We start from the raw sequence: 18,569 nt of genomic DNA, 5'->3' as shown, positions 1-18,569 counted from the left end.
GCGACCCGGTTAGGGCGTGCGCACAACGAAGTGTTTGCGCATGGGCTCCAGAACCTCCCAGGTTCCGCTGAAGCCGGGCTCCAGCACGAAGGCATCGCCGGGACCTGCGGTGATCACCGTGCCGTCATCTCCGGTGACGATGCAGCGGCCAGACACGATCAGGCAATATTCCCATTCGTCATAATTCACCCGCCACTTGCCGATTGTCGCCTCCCACTCGCCGGCGCACAGGCGCTCGAAGGGGGCGTCGTAGGTGACGAAGGCTAGGGTCTGGGGTTCGCCGGCAAGCAGCACGGCCGAATCGACCGGCCCGGTGATCGGCTCGGCCTTTTCGCGGTTGAGTTCATGCAGTTTCATCAGGCAGTCCATCCGCTGGGCACTTGCGCCGCCACGTAGGGTGGCGGGACGAGGCCCGGTTTCATTCTTAGCGCTTTGTGGTCGCACTTTTCGGGTATAATTCAAGAGGTACGAGCCATCAGGATCAGGGTTTCGATGATGACGGTAGTGGTGCCTGTTCCGAGCGAAGATGGGGTCCGCAGCCTTTGGGGCCGCGAAGAGGCCGAGCGCCTCTACAATCTCCCGCTCAATGACCTGCTGTTTGAAGCCCAGGGCGTCCACCGTCGCCATTTCGATCCCAACAAGGTGCAGATGAGCCGTCTGCTCTCCATCAAGACCGGCGGCTGCCCTGAGGATTGCGGCTATTGCAGCCAGTCCGCCCATGCGCCCACCGGCCTCAAGGCGTCCAAGCTCATGGAAGTTGAGCGCGTGATCGCCGAGGCCCGCAAGGCCAAGGAGACCGGCGCGACCCGCTATTGCATGGGCGCCGCCTGGCGTTCGCCCAAGGATCGCGACATGGACATGGTGGTCGCCATGGTGGAGGGCGTCAAAGCCCTCGGCATGGAGACCTGCATGACCCTTGGCATGCTCAATCCGAACCAGGCCGGCCGCCTCGCGGACGCGGGGCTGGATTATTACAACCACAACCTCGACACGTCGGAGCGTTACTACAGCGAGATCATCACCACCCGGACCTTCGCCGACCGGCTGGAGACCCTCTCTAACGTGCGCGACGCCGGCATGAAGGTCTGCGCCGGCGGCATTCTCGGCATGGGCGAAACGGCGGGTGATCGCATCGACATGCTGCTCACGCTGGCCAATATGACGGTGCCGCCGGAGAGCGTGCCGATCAACATGCTGATCCCCATTCCCGGCACGAAGCTTCAGACCGCAGAGCCGGTGGACCCCATCGACTTCGTGCGCACCATCGCGCTCGCCCGCATTCTCATGCCCACCTCGCATGTGCGCCTTTCCGCCGGCCGCACCGAGATGAGCGACGAATTGCAGGCCATGTGCTTCTTCGCCGGCGCCAATTCCATCTTCGTGGGTGACACCCTGCTGACCGCCGACAATCCCGGGGAGGACCACGACACCGGCCTGTTCCGGCGGCTGGGCATTTCGGCCGAGGGGCTGGACGCGCGGCAATGACGGCCGGGCGGCTCGCCCGCTTCACGCAGACATTGGAAGGCTTGAGAGGGCGCAGCCGTGGCCGCGCCCTGGAGCCGCGTGCCGGGCACGACTTCGCCTCCAACGATTATCTCGGGCTCGCTTCTTCTCCCCGCCTGCGCGCGGCAGTGGCGGATGCGCTGGCGCGGGGCGTGCCGGTGGGTGCTGCGGGCTCGCGCCTGCTGCGCGGGAACGATCCCGAGCACGAGGCGCTGGAGGAAGAGGCGGCGCGCTTCTTCGGCGCCGATGGCTGCCTGTTCTTCGCCTCCGGCTTCGATGCCAATCTCGCCCTATTTTCCACATTGCCGCGCCGGGGCGACCTGATCGTCCATGACGCGCTGATCCATGCCTCGGTCCACGCCGGCATGCAGGCGGGCAAGGCGCAGGTGGCCGGCGCCGCGCACAATGATGCCGATGCGGTCGAGGACGCGATTCTGGCCTGGCGGGCGGCGGGCGGCATGGGCACGCCGTTCATCGCCGTGGAGAGCATCTATTCCATGGACGGCGACGCCGCGCCGCTCGCCGATCTCATGGCCATCGCCGAGCGCCACGACGGCTTTCTGGTGGTGGACGAGGCCCACGCCACCGGCGTGTTCGGGCCGCAAGGTCGGGGACTTGCGGCGCAGTATGAGGGGCGCGAAGCGTTGATCGCGGTCCACACCTGCGGCAAGGCTCTGGGCGTCTCCGGCGCTCTGGTGACGGCGCACCGGTCGCTGCTGGATTTTCTGGTCAATCGCGCCCGGCCCTTCATCTATGCCACTGCGCCGTCTCCCTTGGTGGCGGCAGGGGTGCGCGAGGCGCTGCGCATCCTCAAGGACGAACCCGAGCGGCGGGAGCAATTGGCGGCGCTGGTGAAGACCGCCGAGGGTTCGCTCATGCAGCGTCTCGGCGTGCCGGCCTCCGGCTCGCAGATCATCCCGGTTCTGCTGCGCTCCAATGCGCGTGCCAGCGCGGTCGCCGCGAAGGTGCGGGCCGCCGGTTTCGACTGCCGCGCCATCCGCCCGCCCACCGTGCCGGAGGGCACCGCCCGGCTGCGCGTGTCGCTGACCCTAAACGTGGACGCCGGCATCGTCGCGGGGCTGGTGGATGCTATCGCGGAGGCGATGGCCGAGGTGCCGGCGTGACCGCAATGATCGTCACCGGCACCGACACCGGCATCGGCAAGACGGTGTTTTCCGCTGCGCTGACCCACGCACTGGGCGCGTTCTATTGGAAGCCGGTGCAGGCGGGACTGGATGAGGCGACGGACGCGGAGAGCGTCGCCCGGTTCGGCTCGGTGCCGCCGGAGCATATTCTGCCGGAGGCCTACCGCCTGAAATTGCCGGCTTCGCCCCATCTCTCCGCCGAATCGGAAGGCGTCGAGATCGATCCCCGGCGGCTCGCCCTGCCGCCGCAGCGGCCCCTGGTGGTGGAGGGCGCGGGCGGCCTGATGGTGCCGCTGACGCGCGATCTCCTGACCATTGATCTGTTCGCGCGCTGGGGCCTGCCGGTGGTGCTGTGCGCCCGCACCACGCTCGGCACCATCAACCACACCCTGCTGTCGCTGGAGGCGCTGAAGGCGCGCGGCATTCCCGTGAAGGGCATCGCCTTCATCGGCGCGGAGATGCGCGACAGCCAGGATGTCATCGCCGCCTTTTCCGGCGTAAAAGTGCTGGGCCGCCTGCCGCCGGTCGATCCGCTGACGCCGGATGGGGTTCAGGCGGCGTTCGCGGGGGCGTTCGCGGCGAGAGACTTCCTGTGAGGCTTGATTTTCTGTGATGACGCCTTCGCCGGTCTGGCATCCCTTCACCCAGCACGCCACCGAGCCGTCGCCGCCGCTGATCGCGCGCACGCAGGGCGCCTATCTGGAGACGGCCGACGGCCGGCGCATCCTCGACGCCATCTCCTCCTGGTGGGTCGTCACCCACGGCCATCGGCATCCCGCCATCATGGCGGCGATCCGCGAGGCCAGCGAAAATCTCGACCAGATCATCTTCGCGGGCTTCACCCATGCCCCGGCCGAGGAACTGGCGCGCGAACTCGTGGCGCTGGCGCCCGAGGGGCTGACCCGCGTGTTCTATTCGGACAGCGGCTCCACCTGCGTCGAGGTGGCGCTGAAGATGGCGCTCGGCACGTTCCGCAATCGCGGCGAAAAGCGCAGCCGCATCGTGGTGATGGAGGACAGCTATCACGGCGACACCATCGGCACGATGAGCGTTGGCGCGCGCGGCGTGTTCAACGCAGCCTATGAGCCGATCCTGTTCGACGTGGACCGCATTCCCTTTCCCGCCGCCGGCCGCGAGCAGGAGACGCTGGACGCCTTCGCGCGGTTCGCCGCGACCGGCAGGACCGCCGCGATCATTCTGGAGCCTCTGGTGCTGGGCTCGGGCGGGATGCGCATGTATTCGCCGCGGGTGCTGCGGGAGCTTCACGCCATCGCCAAGGCCAGCGGCACGCTGTTCATTCTCGATGAGGTGATGACCGGCTGGGGACGCACTGGCACCGTGTTCGCGTGCGAGCAGGCGGGCATCTCGCCCGATATCTTATGCACCTCGAAGGGCCTCACCGGCGGCGCCGTGCCGCTCGCCGTTACCCTCGCCACCGAGGAGGTTTTCGCGGCGCATTATTCGACCGACCGCGCGAACACCTTTTTCCACTCCTCCTCCTTCACCGCCAACCCCATCGCCTGCGCCGCCGGCCTTGCGAATGTGCAGGTGTGGCGCGACGAGCCGGTGGCTGCGCGGGTTGCGGACCTGTGCGCCCAGCAAGCCGCGCGCATCGCCCGGTTTGCGGATGACCCGCGCTTCGCCGATGCGCGGCAGTGCGGCACCATCACGGCGCTGGATCTCAAGGTGGACGGCGCGGGCTATCTCGCCGATGTCGGGCCGAAGATGCGGGCGTTTTTCCTCGAGCGCGGACTGCTCGTGCGGCCGCTGGGCAACGTGCTCTATGTGTTGCCGCCCTATTGCATCACCGCCGCCGAACTCGACCGCGTCTATGACGCCATTGACGAGGCCGGCACGCGCTTCGGGGTGAAGACATGAGCCAGGGAACGCGTCTCGCCGGCCTCGGCCACGCGGTGCCTTCGCGGGTGGTGACAAGCGCGAAAATCGAGAGCGCCCTCGGGCTGGAGGCCGGCTGGATCGCGCGGCGGACCGGCATCATCGAACGCCGCTGGGCCGAGCCGGATGAGACGCTGTCCGACCTCGCCACGGCGGCCGGGGCCATGGCGCTGGACCAAGCGGGCCTGCCGCGCGGCGACATTGGCTTGACGCTGCTCGCCACCTCTACCCCGGACCATCTCCTGCCCCCCTCCGCGCCGCTGGTGGCGCACAAGCTGGGGCTGACGGGCTCGGGCGCGGTGGACCTTGCCGGCGCCTGCGCGGGCTTTCTCTATGCATTGGTCATGGCGGAAAGCTTCGTGCGCGCCTGGCGCAGGCCGGCGCTGGTGATCGGCGCCAACATCCTCTCCCGCCGCATCAATCCGCTGGAGCGCGGTTCGTCCGTGATCTTCGCCGATGCCGCCGGGGCGGTGGTTCTGGCGCCGGGCGGGGAGGGCGGCATGCTCGGCACCGCGCTCGGCTCCGATGGATCAGGCTACGACCTCGTGCATATTCCCGCCGGCGGCAGCAATCGTCCGTTCGCGCCGGATCTGCTGATCGAGGACACGCGCATGACGCTGACCGATGGCAAGGCGCTGTTCCTGGGCGCGGTCCGCCTCATGAGCGAGAGCGCGCGGGCGGCGCTGGAACAGGCGGGTCTGACCGCCGCCCAGGTGGATCGCTTCGTGCCGCACCAGGCGAACGAACGCTTGCTGGACGCGGTGGCGCGGAACCTCGGCATCGCGCCGGAAAAGACCGCGCGCTCTATCGCCCGTTTCGGCAATTCCTCCGCCGCCACCATTCCGCTGACGCTGTCGCTCTCGCACGCGGAAAAGCCGCTGGCGCCGGGCGAACTTGTGCTGATGAGCGCGGCGGGGGGCGGACTAACCGGCGGGGCCTGCGTGCTCAAAATCTGAACGAGAAAAAAGGGAGAGGGACATGCAGGTGAAGGGACATGCCGCCCTGGTGACAGGCGGCGCATCCGGCCTCGGCGAGGCCAGCGCCCGCGCCCTGGCTGCGGCCGGCGCCAAGGTCGCCATTCTCGATGCCAACGAAGCGGGCGCGAAGAAGGTCGCCGAGGAGATCGGCGGCATCGGCCTCCTGTGCGATGTCTCAAGCGCGGAGAGCGCCGAGGCGGCAGTGGCGACCGCGCGCGAGGCCCATGGCGCGGCGCGCGTGCTGGTGAACTGCGCCGGCATCGCCCCCGCCGGACGCGTCGCCGGGCGCGACGGGCCCATGCTGCTCGACAATTTCCGCCGGGTGATCGAGATCAACCTGATCGGCACGTTCAATCTCATGCGCCTCGCCGCCGCCGGCATGGCGGGGCTGGAGGCGCTGGAGGGCGGAGAGCGCGGGGTCATCGTCTCCACCGCCTCCATCGCCGCGTTCGACGGGCAGATCGGCCAGTCCGCCTATGCCGCCTCCAAGGCCGGCGTGGTGGGGCTTGCCCTGCCGGTGGCGCGGGAACTGGCGCCGCTGGGCATAAGGGTCTGCACCATCGCGCCGGGCATTTTCGAGACCGCCATGCTGAAGGGCCTGCCGCAGAACGTGCAGGACAGCCTGGGGGCCAGCGTGCCGTTCCCGCCGCGCCTGGGAAAGCCGGAGGAATATGCCGCCCTCATGCTGCACATCGTCGGCAATGCCATGCTGAATGGCGAGGTGATCCGCCTCGATGGCGCGCTCAGGATGGCGCCTAAATAGCGGCATGGGCGCCCGCGCGCCGGGCATCGGCAATGCTGCCGCTGATCTGTGCTTCGAGGGCGCTCGCCACGATGCGGCCGACGCGGGTGAGCGGCTTGCGGCCATCCATGGCGATGCTCACCATCTGCGGTTCGGCGCCCTTGTCGCGCACCGGGCGAAACACCAGCGTGCCGGCGATGAGTTCCGGCGCGGCATCCAGTTCTGAGGTGAACGCCACATAGCCGCGCTCCTTGGCGAGGATTTTCACGAGCTGGAGCGAATTGGTCTCCACGGTCTTGCGGTCTTCCGTGAACAGCCAGCCGTGGTGGGATTCCAGATAGCGGCGGATCATCAGGGCGCGGCTCTGGAGCACGATCGGGTGGGCCACCACCTCCTGGAGGCTGATGGTGGCGGTGCGGGCCAATGGGTGGTTCGGCGCGATGACGCAGCCCAACGGAAGTTCCGCCGACCACAGCACATGGATGTCGCGCCGGGGCGACAGGTTGAACACCGCCGCGATGTCGGCATCGCCGGCCGTCAGCGCGGCGACGGCCGCGTCCGTGCTCATCACCTCGATATCCAGCGAGATGCGGGGATGCCGGGCGTCGAGATCGGCGATCAGCGCGGGCAGGATGCCGTTGACGTGGCTGTCCATGGCCACCACCCGGATGTGCCCCTGGTCGACCCCCTGCAACTGGCGCAGTTCGGCGACGGCGCGGCGCTCGTCCGAGCGCCAGCGGCGCGTCAAAGTGACGATGGCATCGCCCGCCGGCGTCGCCCGCATGCCCTTCGCAACGCGCTCGAACAGCGGCACGCCGAGGGTCTGTTCCAGTTGCAGAATCTGCCGGTTGATGGCGGAGGCTGCGATGTTCAGCTCCTTGGCCGCGCGCTGGATGGAGCCCGAGCGCGCCACCTGCTCGGCATAACGCAGCGACGCGGGAACGAGTGATGCCGGCATAGCTTGCTCCATACGCATTTTGCGTATGCAAAACTATCAAATCTGCGATGGACGGCAATGGTCTCGCGGCCGCAATGATGGCGGCGAAAGAACGTGGCTTGGCGGGAAATGCCCGGATGCCATGTGGGGTAAAGCACCATGAGCCAATCCGCCGGGCATGCGCTGACCCTCCGGAAAATCTCCCATTCGTTCGGCCAGATGGTGGCCGCGAATGACATTGATCTCGACATCCGCCCCGGCGAACTGGTGTCGCTGCTCGGTCCCAGCGGATGCGGGAAGACCACGCTGCTGAAGATCATCGCCGGCTTCCTGCGCCAGGATGCGGGCGACGTGCTGGTGGATGGCGCGTCCATCTCCCATCTGCCCACCAACCAGCGCCGCATCGGCATCGTGTTTCAGAATTACGCGCTGTTTCCGCACATGAGCGTGGCGCAGAACATCGCCTATGGCCCCACCGCCGCCGGCTGGCCCAAGGCGGAAATCACCGCCGTGGTTGCCGAGATGCTGGAGGTGGTGCGGATGTCGGCGCTCCGCGACCGTCTCCCGCGCGAACTCTCCGGCGGCCAGCAGCAGCGCGTGGCGCTGGCGCGGTGCCTTGCCATCCGCCCCAAGATCCTGCTGCTCGACGAGCCGTTCAGCGCGCTCGACAAGAACCTGCGGCTCGACATGCAGATCGAAATCAAGCGCCTTCAGCGCCAGTCCGGCATCACCACCGTGATGGTGACGCACGACCAGGAAGAGGCGCTCAGCATTTCCGACCGCATCGCCGTGCTCTCGCGCGGCAACCTGGAGCAGTTCGCCAGCCCCACCGACATCTATGACCGGCCGGCGACCCTGTTCGTGAACACCTTCGTCGGCACCGCCAATCTGGTGAAGTGCGACGTGGTCGGCGAGAGCGCCGCCGGTGCCGCTGTCCGGCTACCTAACGGCGCGGTGATCGAGACCGGCAAGACCGGGCTGGGGCCGGGCGCCCGCGCCGTGGTGGCGCTTCGGCCGGAGGGGCTGCGCGTCTGCGCCGTCGGCACGCCCGGTGCGCTGCCCGCCCAGGTGACGGCGGCCATGCTCATCGGCTCCTCGCTCATCTATCAGGTCGCGCTGGACGACGGCACGCCGATCAAGGTGGTGCAGGAGCGCGACGACGATGCGTCCGCGCCGCTCGAAGGGGCGGTGTCCCTCGCCATCAAGCCGAACCGCATCAGCGGACTGTTTCCGGACCCTTCCAACTGACACCCATAGACAGGGGATTGAGCATGACGTTCGAGATTTCGCGCCGGAGCCTTCTCGCGTCCGCCGGCGCTGCCGCCGGCCTCGCGATGCTGCCGCGCGGTGCTTTCGCCGCGGACGAACTGGTGGCGGCGACCTTCGGCGGCACCTGGGCCAATGTGCAGAAGCAGGTGCTCGCGCCCTATTTCACCAAGCGCACCGGCGCCAGCGTGGTGCAGTCGCCCATGCTCGCCACCGAGCAGATCGCCAAGCTCACCGCCGCCAAGGGCGGCCAGCCGCCGTTCGATGTCGCCATGCTGGACGAGGGGCCGGCACTGGAGGCGATCGATGCCGGCCTGATCGCCAAATACGACCCGGCCAAGTCGCCGAATTTCGCGTCGCTGAACCCGCAGTTCCAGGGTGCCTACGGCCCCGCGATCACCATGCAGGCCATCGGCATCGCCTATAACCCCAAGACGGTGAAGACGCCGCCGACCTCGTGGGAAGACCTGTGGAAGCCCGAGTTCAAGGGCCGCGTCGGCATCACCTCGCTCGCCAGCACCCTCGGCCTCGCCTTCCTGCTCGACATCAACCGCCTCGCCGGCGGCACGGAAGCGAACATGGAGCCGGCCTTCAAGAAGCTGAAAAGCCTGCTGCCGAACCTTGCCGCCGTCTCCGCCAATTTTGGCGCCCACGGTGCGCTGTTTCAGCAGGGCGAGATCGACATCGGCGTGCAGAATTTCAACTTCGCCGAGGAGTTGAAGGCCAAGGGCGTGCCGATCGAGTTCGTACGCGTCTCCACCGGCACGCCGGCCTGGAAGACCACCATGCATGTGGTGGCGGGCGCCCTGAAGAGCGACCTCGCCTACGCCTATGTGGACAGCCAGATCGCGCCCGAAGTGCAGAGCGAAATGCAGAAGGCGCCGTGGAACGTCATCCCCACCAGCAGCAAGGTGCCGTTCGCGGGCCTGGTCGCGGAGAAGATCGCGAAGACCCCGGCGGATCTCGACAAGATGGTGTTCTTCGACTGGAAAAAGGTGAACGAGAACCGCGCCGCCTGGACCCAGCAGTTCAACCGCGAAATCCGGGTGTGACCATGGCGGGCGCCCGATCCTCGACCTCTTCATCGGCCACGAAGGATTGGGCGCTCGCGCTGCCGCTGGCGCTGTTTTTCCTGCTGTTCTTCGCCGCGCCGCTGGGCCTGCTGATCTCCACCAGCTTCCAGGCGGAACGGCAGATGACCGGCGCGCTGGGACTGAACCAGTACGCCGCCTTCATCGCCGACACGCTGAACCTCTCCGTGCTCGGCGACACGCTGCTGGTGGGGGTAAAGGCGACCGCCTTGTGCCTCATCGCCGGCTATCCGCTCGCCTGGCTCTGCACCAAGGTTTCCGGGCGCTGGCAGGCGGTGCTGATCTTCCTGGTGATCCTGCCCATCGTCACCAGCGTGGTGGTGCGCACCTTCGCCTGGATCGTGATCCTCGGCCGCTACGGCATCGTCAACGAGGCGATCGTGGCGCTCGGCCTGTCCGCCCAGCCGCTGCGCCTGCTGTTCAGTGAAACCGGCGTGGTGATCGTCCTGGCGCAGGTGCAGATGCCGCTCATGGTGCTGCCGCTCATCACCACGCTCCAGCGCATCGATCCCAACCTGGAGAGCGCATCTTTGGCGCTGGGGGCAGGGGCGTGGCGCACCTTCTTCAAGGTCACGCTGCCGCTCAGCCTGCCGGGCATCATCGCCGGCACCATTCTCACCTACACCGCGTGCGTGACCGCTTTCGTCACCCAGTCGCTGATCGGCGGCTCGCGCCTGCTCTACATGCCGATGATGATTTTCCAGCAGGCGATGGATCTTCAGAACTGGCCGTTCGCCGCCGCCGTTTCGGTGATCTTCATGGTCTCGGTCCTGCTCATCGTCGGCGTGCTGGTGGCGCTCTCGCGCAGCCGCGCCGCGCAGCTCTACGGCTAGGAGAGGCACATGCGGTTCCGCATCGACTGGCAGGCACTCTCCTTCAAGGCCGTGTTCGGGCTGATCTCGCTCATCAGCGTGATCGTCCTGGCGGGGCCGACCATCGTCATTCTCATCCTCTCCTTCAGCGGGGAGGAATCGCTGCATTTCCCGCCGCAGAGCTACGGCGTGCGCTGGTATGCGGCGCTGCTGGACGCCAACGAGCTTCAGGCGGCGGTCTGGGTCAGCCTGAAGGTTGCGGTCATAACGGTAGTGCTCTCGGTGGTGCTGGGGGTGGCGTCGTCGCTGTTCATCGCCCGCAGCCGCTCCGGCTGGGCGCGGTTTCTCGAAACCCTGTTCATGTCGCCGCTCATCCTGCCGGCACTGGCCTTCGGCTTCGCCGCGCTGATGCTGTTCTCCATGCTGGGCATGCGCCCCTCAACGATGACGCTGGCGATCGGCCATATCGTGGTGTGCGTGCCGTTCGTGCTGCGCACCACGCTTGCCAGCCTCACCCAGCTCGACCCGGCGCTGATCGACTGCTCCAAGAGTCTCGGCGCCTCCGATCTCCACACGTTCCGCGAAGTCACGCTGCCGCTCATCAGCCGGGGCGTCGCCTCGGGCGCCTTCATCGCCTTCATGGCTTCGTTCGACAATGTGCCGGTGTCGCTGTTCCTCCAGGACGCGCGCACCCAGGTCTTGCCGATCTATCTCTGGGACATCCTCCAGAACCAGTTGGACAGCCGCGCCGCCTCCGCCTGCGGGGTCATCATCATCGCAACCATGATCCTGATGGTGCTGATGGAGCGGTTCGCCAGCTTCTCGCGCTTCATGAAATAATCGTCCGGGAGAGACAGGTGCCAAACGATCTCACCACCCTCGAAACGCTCAACGCCGCCGACGAGGCGACGTTTGTCGCCGTGCTCGGGCCGGTGTTCGAGAATGCGCCCTGGGTCGCCCGGCATGCGGCCGGGCAGCGTCCCTTCGCGAGCCTGACCGACCTGCACCGCGCCATGATCGATGCGGTCATCGCCCTGCCGCAGGAGGCGACCTGGGCCTTCCTGTGCGGTCATCCCCGGCTGTCGGCCGAGACGCTGCGCGGCGGCACCACGGTGGAATCGACGCAGGAGCAGACGGCGCTCGGCCTTGCGGCGCTGGACCAGGCGCTGAGCGCGCGGCTGGACAGCCTCAACCTCGCCTATGAGGCGCGGTTCGGCTTTCCGTTTATCCTGGCGGTGCGCAATGCATCCCTTGCAACCCTGTTCGCGACTTTCGAGCGCCGGCTTGCCGCCAGTCCCGAGGCGGAGTGCAAGGAGGCGCTGGCGGAGATTTCCGCGATCAGCTGGATGCGCCTGCTGGACCGGGTCCGCGCGGCGCCCACCGGCAGCCTCTCCACCCATGTGCTGGACACCGTGCGCGCGGCTCCCGCCGGCGGCCTCGGCGTCGAACTCTGGCGCCGCCATGCCGGCGGCGACATGGTGCGGGTCGAGGCCTTCATCACCAATGCCGACGGGGCGTGCGACGGCAATCTGCTGGACGGCGGGCGGCTTTCCGCCGGCACCTATGAGTGGCGCTACGACACGCCGACCTATTTCGCGCGCCACGGCTATGCCACGCCCAACCGGGCCTTCCTCGGCAAAGTGAAGGTGGCCTTCACGGTGTGGAATCCGGAGGAGCATTTTCACGTACCCCTCCTGCTCTCGCCGGGCGCCTACACCACCTATCGTGGAAGCTGAGCGGGCATCCGGCGCAGCTTTGTGCCATGCCCCTCTCGCCGGGAGACATTTCGAGGATCAGATCATATAAATCTCATGCAGCTATATCTGAGGCTCATGAGTGAAGCGGGAAGACCTTGTCGATCTCAATGCCCTTCTGGTGGTGGCGGAGGAGCAGAGCTTCACCCGCGCGGCCGCCAAGCTCGGGACGTCGCAATCATCCCTCAGCCACACCATTCGCCGGCTTGAGACACGCCTGGGCGTCCGCCTGCTGACCCGCACCACCCGCAGCGTCGCGCCGACTGATGCCGGAGAACGGCTGCTCGCCACGCTGCGCCCGGCGCTGGGCACCATCGACACCGAACTCGCGGCGCTGAGGGAATTGCGCGACAAGCCATCGGGCATGATCCGGATTACCACGGCGGAGCATGCCGCCAATTCGATCCTGTGGCCGGCGCTCGCAAAGCTGCTGCCCGATTATCCCGATATCCACATGGAACTGAGCATAGATTCCAGCTTTACCGATATCGTCACGGAGCGGTTCGATGCCGGCGTCCGGCTGGGGGAGGCTCTGGCCAAGGACATGGTTGCGGTGCCCATCGGTCCCGACCTGCGGATGGCCGTGATCGGCTCCCCCGCCTATTTCAGGGATCGCCCCATTCCGCGCACGCCGCACGATCTGGCCGACCACAATTGCATCAACCTGCGCCTTCTCAGCGGCGGCGGCCTCTATGCCTGGGAGTTGGAGAAGGACGGTCGTGACGTGCGGGTCCGCGTCGAGGGGCAACTCGCGTTCGACAACATCAACATGGTCGTGCGCGCCGCCAAGGCCGGATTCGGCCTTGGCTTCGTCATGGAAGATCAGGTGACGGAAGACATCGCTGAAGGGCGCCTGATCCGCGTGTTGGAGGATTGGTGCGCCCCGTTCCAGGGCTACCATCTCTACTACCCGAGCCGCCGCCAGCCCTCGGCCGCCTTCGCGCTGTTAGTCGAGGTGTTGCGCTATCGGGGTTAAGCGTGGAAGGGCGCCTCAGGCGAGTGCGCCGCCGCCGTCGAGATAGATGATGGAGCCCGTCATATAGGGATTGTCCATGCAGGCGATAACCTGGGTCGCGATATGCTCGGGCAGGCCGACGATGCCGGCCGGGAGGCGGGAGGCGGCATTGTCGAACATGGACTGGCGGGCATCGCCGGCGAGGCCGGAGAACATCTCGGTCGCGACCAGGCCGGGCGAGACGCAGTTGACCCGCACCGGCGCGAATTCCAGCGCGAGGCCCTTGGTCAGCGCCTCCACCGCGCCGTTGATGGCGCCCTGGATCGCGGCACCCTTGCGCGGGCGAATGGACAGAAAGCCGGAAACCAGGGTGAGAGACCCGCCATCAGTGATGCGGGCGGCGCGGGCGATGCGATAGGCGCCCCAGAACTTCGAGGCGAAGGACTGGTAGGCGTCCTCAAGCGGCAGGTCGCGCACCGCCGCCACCTTGGTTTTGGACGCCGTGACGGCCACATGGTCGAACGGCGCATGGCGCGCGAAGAAGGCGGCGATGCCGGGGTCGTCCCCGGTGTCCAGAACTTCTCCGGCAGCAGCGGCGCCGAGCCGGGACAGGGCGTCCGCGACTTTGTCCGGGGAACGCGAGGCGATGGTGACGTGCGCCCCCGCTGCAAGCGCCGCCTGCGCGGTGCCGAAGCCGATGCCCGAGGTGCCACCCACCACCAGAACCCGTTTCGCCTGAAGCGTCATGGTTTGCTCTCCTATTTTGCCGGCACCGGCTTTTGGGCTGGCGCCGGTTTGCGCGCGATGTTGTCGCCGGCTGTGGGATCGAGCCGGATGCTGTCGATAAGGCTCGCCGCCGATACCAAAGCGATAATGAGGAAGCCGCCGCGATAGCTGACGGCGGGAATGCCTGAGAGTCCCGTCAGATCGGCGATCCAGGCACAAAGGCGGATGGAGATGGCGCCCAGCGCGATGCCGAGGGCCAGCGCCACCTGGAACGCGGTCGAGAACAGGGTATTGGCCCCGCTCATGCGCTCGGAGGGGACGTCGGCGAACGCCAGGGTGTTGAGCGCGGTGAATTGCATGGAGCGCGAAAGGCCGCCGACGAACAGGACTGCGGCGATCACCGGCACCGGCGTCTGCGGCGTGAACAGGGCGCAGGCCGCGAGCGCCGCGACGGTGATCAAGCCGTTGACGATCAGCACGCGGCGGAAGCCGAAACGGCGTAGGATCGGTGTTGTACCCGGCTTCATCATGATGTTCCCGGCGAACACCGCCATCATCAACATGCCGGAGTTGAAGGCGTCGAGCCCGAACCCGAGCTGGAACATCAGGGGCAGCATGAACGGGACGGCGCCGATGCAACTGCGGAACACAGAACCGCCGCGTATCGGCACGGCGAAGGTGCGCATGCGCAGCGCAGACAAATCCAGAATGGGATGCTGCGCGCGCCTCAGGTGCCGCACGCCGAAGGTCATCAGCACCGCTCCCACCAACAAGGTGATGGCGGCGGACGCCCATTCCACGTCCGGCCGCCCGAGGGCCTCGGCGGTCCAAAGCAGGCTGAACAGAGCGGAGCCCGTCAGAAGGAAGCCCGGCCAGTCGAACGGCTTGGGCGTGCGCTCATGGTCTCGCGGGATCAGGATCAGCGCCGCCACCAGGCCGATGAGACCGAGCGGCAGGTTGAGGTAGAAGATCCAGCGCCAGGAAAAATAGGTGGTGATGAAACCGCCGACCGGAGGCCCGAGAACCGGGGCCACCAACGCCGGCCAGGTGAGGGTGGCGATGGCTGCGATCAGCCGCTCCTTGGGCGTGGCACGCAGCACGACGAGCCGCCCCACCGGCACCATCATGGCCCCGCCGATGCCCTGGAGCACACGCAGCAGCACGAACTCGGTCAGTCCCTGGGCCATTCCGCACAGCAGGGAGGCAAAGGTGAAGACAATGATCGCGCTGGCAAAAACCGTGCGCGCGCCGATGCGATCCGCCACCCAGCCGCTGATCGGGATGAACACACCCAGCGTCAGCAGATAGGCGCTGACGCCGATGTTCAATTCGATGGGCAGGACGCCGAACGAGTGCGCCATGCTGGGGACGGCCGTCGTGATGACCGTGCCGTCGAGATTTTCCATGAAGAACGCACCGGCCACCAGCAAGGCGATCGCGATGCTGCGTTGACGGCTCGGCGGGGAGGAAGCGGTGTTCATTGAGCGCCGTCTTAACCGCTTGGCACCACACGCGCTACCGCTCTCCAAGGGTCAGCAGGCAAGATTGAGGGAAAGGCCTCGGATCGAGGTATCCTTGTCTTCGGATCGCATGTCTGCGCCGATCCGGCGCGTCGGTTCGATCGCCTGATCGAGGGCCGGGTAAGACCGGCTGCCGCTACCGCAATTGGCTAGGCGGCGGCGGGGTTTTCCCGCTGGAAGACGATCATGTCCAGCGACGGCGCGGCATCGCGCCCCGCGATCTGCGTGAGCAGGCCATGCGCCTGCCCGCGATGATGAGCCTGATGGTTGAAAAAATGATCGAGCGCGCTCCACAGGCTTTGGGAAAAGCGCGTGCCGCTGCTGTTGGTATAGCTGATCTCGACATCAAGGTCCGCCGCGCCCAACGGTTCGATGAACACGCGGATGCGGGTGTCCTCCGCCGCGCGGGCACTGCGCAGGGCGAACAATTCCTCGAAAAGAATGGTGTCGAGCGGCGGCGCCGGGCAGTTGAACTGGGCGAAGCGGTCCATCCAGATGCGGTCCGTCACCAGCAGATGGTTCAGCGTGCCATGCACCGAGCCGAAAAAGGCACCGAGGGGGCGGCGATAATCCGAATCCGACAGGCGCGCCGCCGCCGCATAGATGCGGGTATTGGCCCATTCGTTATAGGCGGCGAGGTCGTGATAGGCGCGGTGCGGCATGAACCTTCCCCGTTCGGGCAATGGCGTGGGCTGGAAAACAGGGCCGCGCGCCCAGACAACACTCTCACACTTGAAGGCGGAAATGCAGCTCCCACATGCTGCCGACCCGCTGCACCTGGAGGCTGGGCGCAAGGCGGGTGATGAGGTAGCCGGTCAGGGCCTGTGTCAGGTCTGGGTTATCAAGCAATTCCTCCGCAGTCGGAGGCCGGTCGGTGAGGGTGGGCGCGTCCCCCTCGTATCGGACCGCAATGTCGAAAACGACATCATCGTATCGGGTGGCGACTTCGATGACCGGTCGTGCCGGGTCCACCAGGTTCTGGCCGATGAGATCGATGGCCTGCGCGGCGGTGAAGGCGCCCCGCTGCACCACGTCGACCCGTGCGCCCCACCGCCCGCCTTCCGCTTCGATGAAGTCGGAGACATCCGTGTGCGAGGTGTGTCCCACGGGGAACCGGCGAACCACCCGGCGGGCGTTGCCGATGCGGAAAACCGCGAGCAGGATCACCGTCACCAGCACCGACATGGCGAACGAGGAGAAGGTGACGAGCCGCAGGCTCGGTGCCGCCCCTTCGATCAGCGCGCGCAGCGGCTCGTAGGCGATTGCGGTCACGAAGCCGAGGCCGATGGCCAGCACCTTGCGGGCATCCAGAACGCGGCTGGCCACCAGTTGCAGGCCGTTGACGGTGGTGAAGGTGGCGAGGAACAGGAACATGGCACCGGTGACTGAGTCCGGCATCAGAAACCAGAAGCCGATGATCTTCGGCAGGAAGGAAATCAGGATCAGCAGGCCGCCGGTCCAGTAGGCGATGGTGCGCGAGGTGCAGCCGGATGCAGCGGCAAGTGCCACCGCGCCGCCCGAGGCCACCATGGGCAAGGCGTTGAGAAGTCCCGCGAGGACATGCATGACGCCTTCAGCGCGAATGCCGCGGCTGATGGAGACGAAGTCCGGCCCCTTCCAGTCGCGGTCGTTGTTGCGCTGGGCGATGGTCTGCACGCCGACCGATGTGAGAGCGAGCACGAACCCTGTTACGGCGAAGGGGATGATAACCTCGGGCTGGAAGTCCCATCCGAACAGCGGCACCTTGGGAATGCTCAACCAGGCGGCGTGATGGAAAAGCTCGATGTCCCGAGGGTCCAACTGCCCCGCCAGCGCACTGAAGACCAGCCCCACGGCTAGGCCAATCAGGTTGGTGAACAGCCGCAGCCGATGGCGAACATAGACATGCAGGATGATAAGGGTCGCGAGCGTCAGCGCAGCGGTCAGGATGTGCGGGACCGCATTGTTGGCCGCCATACTGTGAAGGTCGAAAATCAGCAGAAGGCCCTGCTGGCCGAGCCCCACGCCGATGAGGAACACCGCGAGCCCCGCCACCTCCACGGTGAAGATGCCGCGCAGCCGGGCGATGACGAACGAAAACAGAATCTGCGACAGGCCCAGCACTGCAACCATGGTGAAGTTCTGCGCGAGGTTGAGACCCGCGGCGGAGGCATACATCAGGGCTGGAATGGCGGCGGTGGTGCATTGCAGCGGGTAGAACAGGCCCGCTCCGAGCCCGAACCGCCCCAACCCCTGCATGATGATGACGACGCCGGCGCAGAACAGCGTCAAAGCCGCGAGATCGAGAAACTGCTGGGTGTCCAATCCCAGACGCGCTGCCGCGATCCCGGGAACTCCCAGAAGCGCCACCAGGAACGCGACCTGCTGAACGGCGGAGAGCAGCGCAATCCGGACCGGCGGCAGATCATCGACGCCATAAACGAGGGCTTCGGGTTTGCGCATCGTCGCCCCGGTGCGATCAGGTGACGGGCAGCAGGGGCGCGCCCGGCGTGTCGGACGCCCAAAGGTCGCCCGAATCCAGATCGAACCACCAGCCGTGAAGCTGGAGTGTGCCGGCCTCGACGCGCTCGCGGACCCAGGGATAGGTCATGAGATTGTCCAGCGAGCCCAGGATGGAGGCGCGCTCGGCGAGGAAGGGCACCTGCTTCAGCCGGTCCAGCGGAATGGTGCGGGTTTCCCCGCTTCCGGTCTCGTCGGGCAGATAGAGCTGGCTCGCGGCGAGCGCCATCTCCACCCAGGGGGTGACGAACTCGCGCGGCGGGCGATCGCCGCCGGCGGTGGAGAGCATCGCCTTGATGCCTCCGCAATGGGCGTGTCCGAGCACGACGATGTGATCGACCTTCAGGTCGCGCACCGCATATTCGAGTGCCGCGCCGGTGCCGTGGAGGCCGTCGTCCGGGGCGTAGGCGGGCACGAGGTTGGCGACGTTGCGCACCACGAACAACTCGCCGGGGTTGGCGCCGGCGAGCAGCGCCGGGTCGACGCGCGAATCCGAGCAGGAGATCATCAGGGTCGCGGGCGCCTGGCCCTGCTCGACCAGCTGCTTCATCAGGGAGGGGGCCTGCTCGTAGAAGCGGGCCTTGAAGCGGCGCACGCCTTCCACAAGATGCGAGATATCGCGGCAGCTTTCGCCTTCGGCGTGCTCATGGCCAGCATGGGACGTTTGATCAGACACGAGCCATCTCCCTATACTGAGGGGTTCAACGGATGGCGTCCAGTGGACATCCCCAGCCAGCGCCTTGCCC

The 18,569-nt window shown here is 66.9% G+C and carries 19 protein-coding genes; 12 read left to right on the top strand and 7 right to left on the bottom strand.

The annotated features are described in order from the left end of the window. Positions 1 to 9: 9 nt before the first annotated feature. Positions 10 to 357, bottom strand: coding sequence for a cupin domain-containing protein (locus tag ADADO0_RS04810; RefSeq protein ID WP_511303962.1), 348 nt, complete (start codon positions 355 to 357; stop codon positions 10 to 12). Positions 358 to 495: 138 nt separating this feature from the next. Here ADADO0_RS04810 and bioB point away from each other — a divergent pair, with 138 nt between their 5' ends. The 6 genes from bioB to ADADO0_RS04780 are packed head-to-tail and all read left to right on the top strand — an operon-like array spanning position 496 to position 6,284. Continuing rightward, on the top strand, positions 496 to 1,485 hold the full coding sequence (gene bioB, locus ADADO0_RS04805) for a biotin synthase BioB (protein WP_511304102.1): 990 nt from the start codon (positions 496 to 498) through the stop codon (positions 1,483 to 1,485). Beyond that, positions 1,482 to 2,627, top strand: coding sequence for an 8-amino-7-oxononanoate synthase (locus ADADO0_RS04800; protein WP_511303961.1), 1,146 nt, complete (start codon positions 1,482 to 1,484; stop codon positions 2,625 to 2,627). Before bioB ends, ADADO0_RS04800 begins: the two co-directional genes overlap by 4 nt. A gap of 5 nt (positions 2,628 to 2,632) precedes the next feature. Next, on the top strand, positions 2,633 to 3,244 hold the full coding sequence (bioD, locus tag ADADO0_RS04795; RefSeq protein ID WP_511304101.1) for a dethiobiotin synthase: 612 nt from the start codon (positions 2,633 to 2,635) through the stop codon (positions 3,242 to 3,244). A 16-nt stretch (positions 3,245 to 3,260) separates the two neighbouring features. After that, a complete protein-coding gene (locus ADADO0_RS04790) occupies positions 3,261 to 4,526 on the top strand; it encodes an adenosylmethionine--8-amino-7-oxononanoate transaminase (protein ID WP_511303960.1) in 1,266 nt (421 codons plus the stop codon). Continuing rightward, entirely contained in the window at positions 4,523 to 5,500 is a 978-nt protein-coding gene (locus ADADO0_RS04785; protein WP_511303959.1) for a beta-ketoacyl-ACP synthase III, read from the top strand. Before ADADO0_RS04790 ends, ADADO0_RS04785 begins: the two co-directional genes overlap by 4 nt. Before the next feature lie 22 nt (positions 5,501 to 5,522). Then, a complete protein-coding gene (locus tag ADADO0_RS04780) occupies positions 5,523 to 6,284 on the top strand; it encodes an SDR family NAD(P)-dependent oxidoreductase (RefSeq protein ID WP_511303958.1) in 762 nt (253 codons plus the stop codon). On the opposite strand, the gene ADADO0_RS04775 is transcribed toward ADADO0_RS04780, so the two are convergent. Next, positions 6,277 to 7,221 (bottom strand): LysR family transcriptional regulator, encoded by a 945-nt coding sequence (locus ADADO0_RS04775; protein ID WP_511303957.1) that lies wholly within the window; start codon positions 7,219 to 7,221, stop codon positions 6,277 to 6,279. The genes ADADO0_RS04780 and ADADO0_RS04775 overlap by 8 nt on opposite strands. Before the next feature lie 138 nt (positions 7,222 to 7,359). Between ADADO0_RS04775 and ADADO0_RS04770 the strand changes: the two genes are divergently transcribed. The 6 genes from ADADO0_RS04770 (at position 7,360) to ADADO0_RS04745 (ending at position 13,099) form a co-directional block, all read left to right on the top strand. Beyond that, on the top strand, positions 7,360 to 8,448 hold the full coding sequence (locus tag ADADO0_RS04770; protein WP_511303956.1) for an ABC transporter ATP-binding protein: 1,089 nt from the start codon (positions 7,360 to 7,362) through the stop codon (positions 8,446 to 8,448). 23 nt (positions 8,449 to 8,471) lie between these two features. Beyond that, positions 8,472 to 9,518 (top strand): ABC transporter substrate-binding protein, encoded by a 1,047-nt coding sequence (locus ADADO0_RS04765; protein ID WP_511303955.1) that lies wholly within the window; start codon positions 8,472 to 8,474, stop codon positions 9,516 to 9,518. 2 nt (positions 9,519 to 9,520) lie between these two features. Further along, positions 9,521 to 10,390 (top strand): ABC transporter permease, encoded by an 870-nt coding sequence (locus ADADO0_RS04760; protein ID WP_511303954.1) that lies wholly within the window; start codon positions 9,521 to 9,523, stop codon positions 10,388 to 10,390. 9 nt (positions 10,391 to 10,399) lie between these two features. Next, the gene (locus tag ADADO0_RS04755) at positions 10,400 to 11,209 is read left to right on the top strand and encodes an ABC transporter permease (RefSeq protein ID WP_511303953.1); all 810 of its coding nucleotides are present in this window, start codon (positions 10,400 to 10,402) and stop codon (positions 11,207 to 11,209) included. Between the two features lie 17 nt (positions 11,210 to 11,226). Then, positions 11,227 to 12,105 carry a 2-oxo-4-hydroxy-4-carboxy-5-ureidoimidazoline decarboxylase gene (uraD, locus tag ADADO0_RS04750; protein WP_511303952.1) on the top strand — a complete coding sequence of 293 codons (879 nt, stop codon included), beginning with the start codon at positions 11,227 to 11,229 and terminating at the stop codon, positions 12,103 to 12,105. Between the two features lie 100 nt (positions 12,106 to 12,205). Then, positions 12,206 to 13,099, top strand: a complete 894-nt coding sequence (locus ADADO0_RS04745) for a LysR family transcriptional regulator (protein WP_511303951.1) — start codon at positions 12,206 to 12,208, stop codon at positions 13,097 to 13,099. Between the two features lie 15 nt (positions 13,100 to 13,114). Here the strand turns inward: ADADO0_RS04745 and ADADO0_RS04740 are convergent, their stop codons facing one another. The 5 genes from ADADO0_RS04740 to ADADO0_RS04720 all read right to left on the bottom strand — a co-directional run bounded on the left by ADADO0_RS04740 (position 13,115) and on the right by ADADO0_RS04720 (position 18,499). Continuing rightward, the gene (locus ADADO0_RS04740) at positions 13,115 to 13,825 is read right to left on the bottom strand and encodes an SDR family oxidoreductase (RefSeq protein ID WP_511303950.1); all 711 of its coding nucleotides are present in this window, start codon (positions 13,823 to 13,825) and stop codon (positions 13,115 to 13,117) included. Between the two features lie 11 nt (positions 13,826 to 13,836). Beyond that, positions 13,837 to 15,285, bottom strand: coding sequence for an MFS transporter (locus tag ADADO0_RS04735; RefSeq protein WP_511303949.1), 1,449 nt, complete (start codon positions 15,283 to 15,285; stop codon positions 13,837 to 13,839). A 188-nt stretch (positions 15,286 to 15,473) separates the two neighbouring features. Further along, positions 15,474 to 15,986 carry a DinB family protein gene (locus ADADO0_RS04730; protein ID WP_511303948.1) on the bottom strand — a complete coding sequence of 171 codons (513 nt, stop codon included), beginning with the start codon at positions 15,984 to 15,986 and terminating at the stop codon, positions 15,474 to 15,476. Positions 15,987 to 16,050: 64 nt separating this feature from the next. Then, on the bottom strand, positions 16,051 to 17,766 hold the full coding sequence (locus ADADO0_RS04725) for a solute carrier family 23 protein (RefSeq protein WP_511303947.1): 1,716 nt from the start codon (positions 17,764 to 17,766) through the stop codon (positions 16,051 to 16,053). Between the two features lie 16 nt (positions 17,767 to 17,782). Beyond that, positions 17,783 to 18,499 (bottom strand): carbonic anhydrase, encoded by a 717-nt coding sequence (locus ADADO0_RS04720; RefSeq protein ID WP_511303946.1) that lies wholly within the window; start codon positions 18,497 to 18,499, stop codon positions 17,783 to 17,785. Positions 18,500 to 18,569 lie beyond the last annotated feature (70 nt).

Source organism: Aquabacter sp., assembly GCF_965279295.1.
Classification (GTDB): domain Bacteria; phylum Pseudomonadota; class Alphaproteobacteria; order Rhizobiales; family Xanthobacteraceae; genus Aquabacter.
This window is presented reverse-complemented; position numbering and strand designations above follow the sequence as displayed.

Coding starts and splice junctions, on each gene's coding strand:
- ADADO0_RS04810 (WP_511303962.1), bottom strand. CDS start 357: ATGAAACTGCATGAACTCAACCGCGAAAAGGCCGAGCCGATCACCGGG.
- bioB (WP_511304102.1), top strand. CDS start 496: ATGACGGTAGTGGTGCCTGTTCCGAGCGAAGATGGGGTCCGCAGCCTT.
- ADADO0_RS04800 (WP_511303961.1), top strand. CDS start 1,482: ATGACGGCCGGGCGGCTCGCCCGCTTCACGCAGACATTGGAAGGCTTG.
- bioD (WP_511304101.1), top strand. CDS start 2,633: ATGATCGTCACCGGCACCGACACCGGCATCGGCAAGACGGTGTTTTCC.
- ADADO0_RS04790 (WP_511303960.1), top strand. CDS start 3,261: ATGACGCCTTCGCCGGTCTGGCATCCCTTCACCCAGCACGCCACCGAG.
- ADADO0_RS04785 (WP_511303959.1), top strand. CDS start 4,523: ATGAGCCAGGGAACGCGTCTCGCCGGCCTCGGCCACGCGGTGCCTTCG.
- ADADO0_RS04780 (WP_511303958.1), top strand. CDS start 5,523: ATGCAGGTGAAGGGACATGCCGCCCTGGTGACAGGCGGCGCATCCGGC.
- ADADO0_RS04775 (WP_511303957.1), bottom strand. CDS start 7,221: ATGCCGGCATCACTCGTTCCCGCGTCGCTGCGTTATGCCGAGCAGGTG.
- ADADO0_RS04770 (WP_511303956.1), top strand. CDS start 7,360: ATGAGCCAATCCGCCGGGCATGCGCTGACCCTCCGGAAAATCTCCCAT.
- ADADO0_RS04765 (WP_511303955.1), top strand. CDS start 8,472: ATGACGTTCGAGATTTCGCGCCGGAGCCTTCTCGCGTCCGCCGGCGCT.
- ADADO0_RS04760 (WP_511303954.1), top strand. CDS start 9,521: ATGGCGGGCGCCCGATCCTCGACCTCTTCATCGGCCACGAAGGATTGG.
- ADADO0_RS04755 (WP_511303953.1), top strand. CDS start 10,400: ATGCGGTTCCGCATCGACTGGCAGGCACTCTCCTTCAAGGCCGTGTTC.
- ADADO0_RS04740 (WP_511303950.1), bottom strand. CDS start 13,825: ATGACGCTTCAGGCGAAACGGGTTCTGGTGGTGGGTGGCACCTCGGGC.
- ADADO0_RS04735 (WP_511303949.1), bottom strand. CDS start 15,285: ATGAACACCGCTTCCTCCCCGCCGAGCCGTCAACGCAGCATCGCGATC.
- ADADO0_RS04730 (WP_511303948.1), bottom strand. CDS start 15,986: ATGCCGCACCGCGCCTATCACGACCTCGCCGCCTATAACGAATGGGCC.
- ADADO0_RS04725 (WP_511303947.1), bottom strand. CDS start 17,766: ATGCGCAAACCCGAAGCCCTCGTTTATGGCGTCGATGATCTGCCGCCG.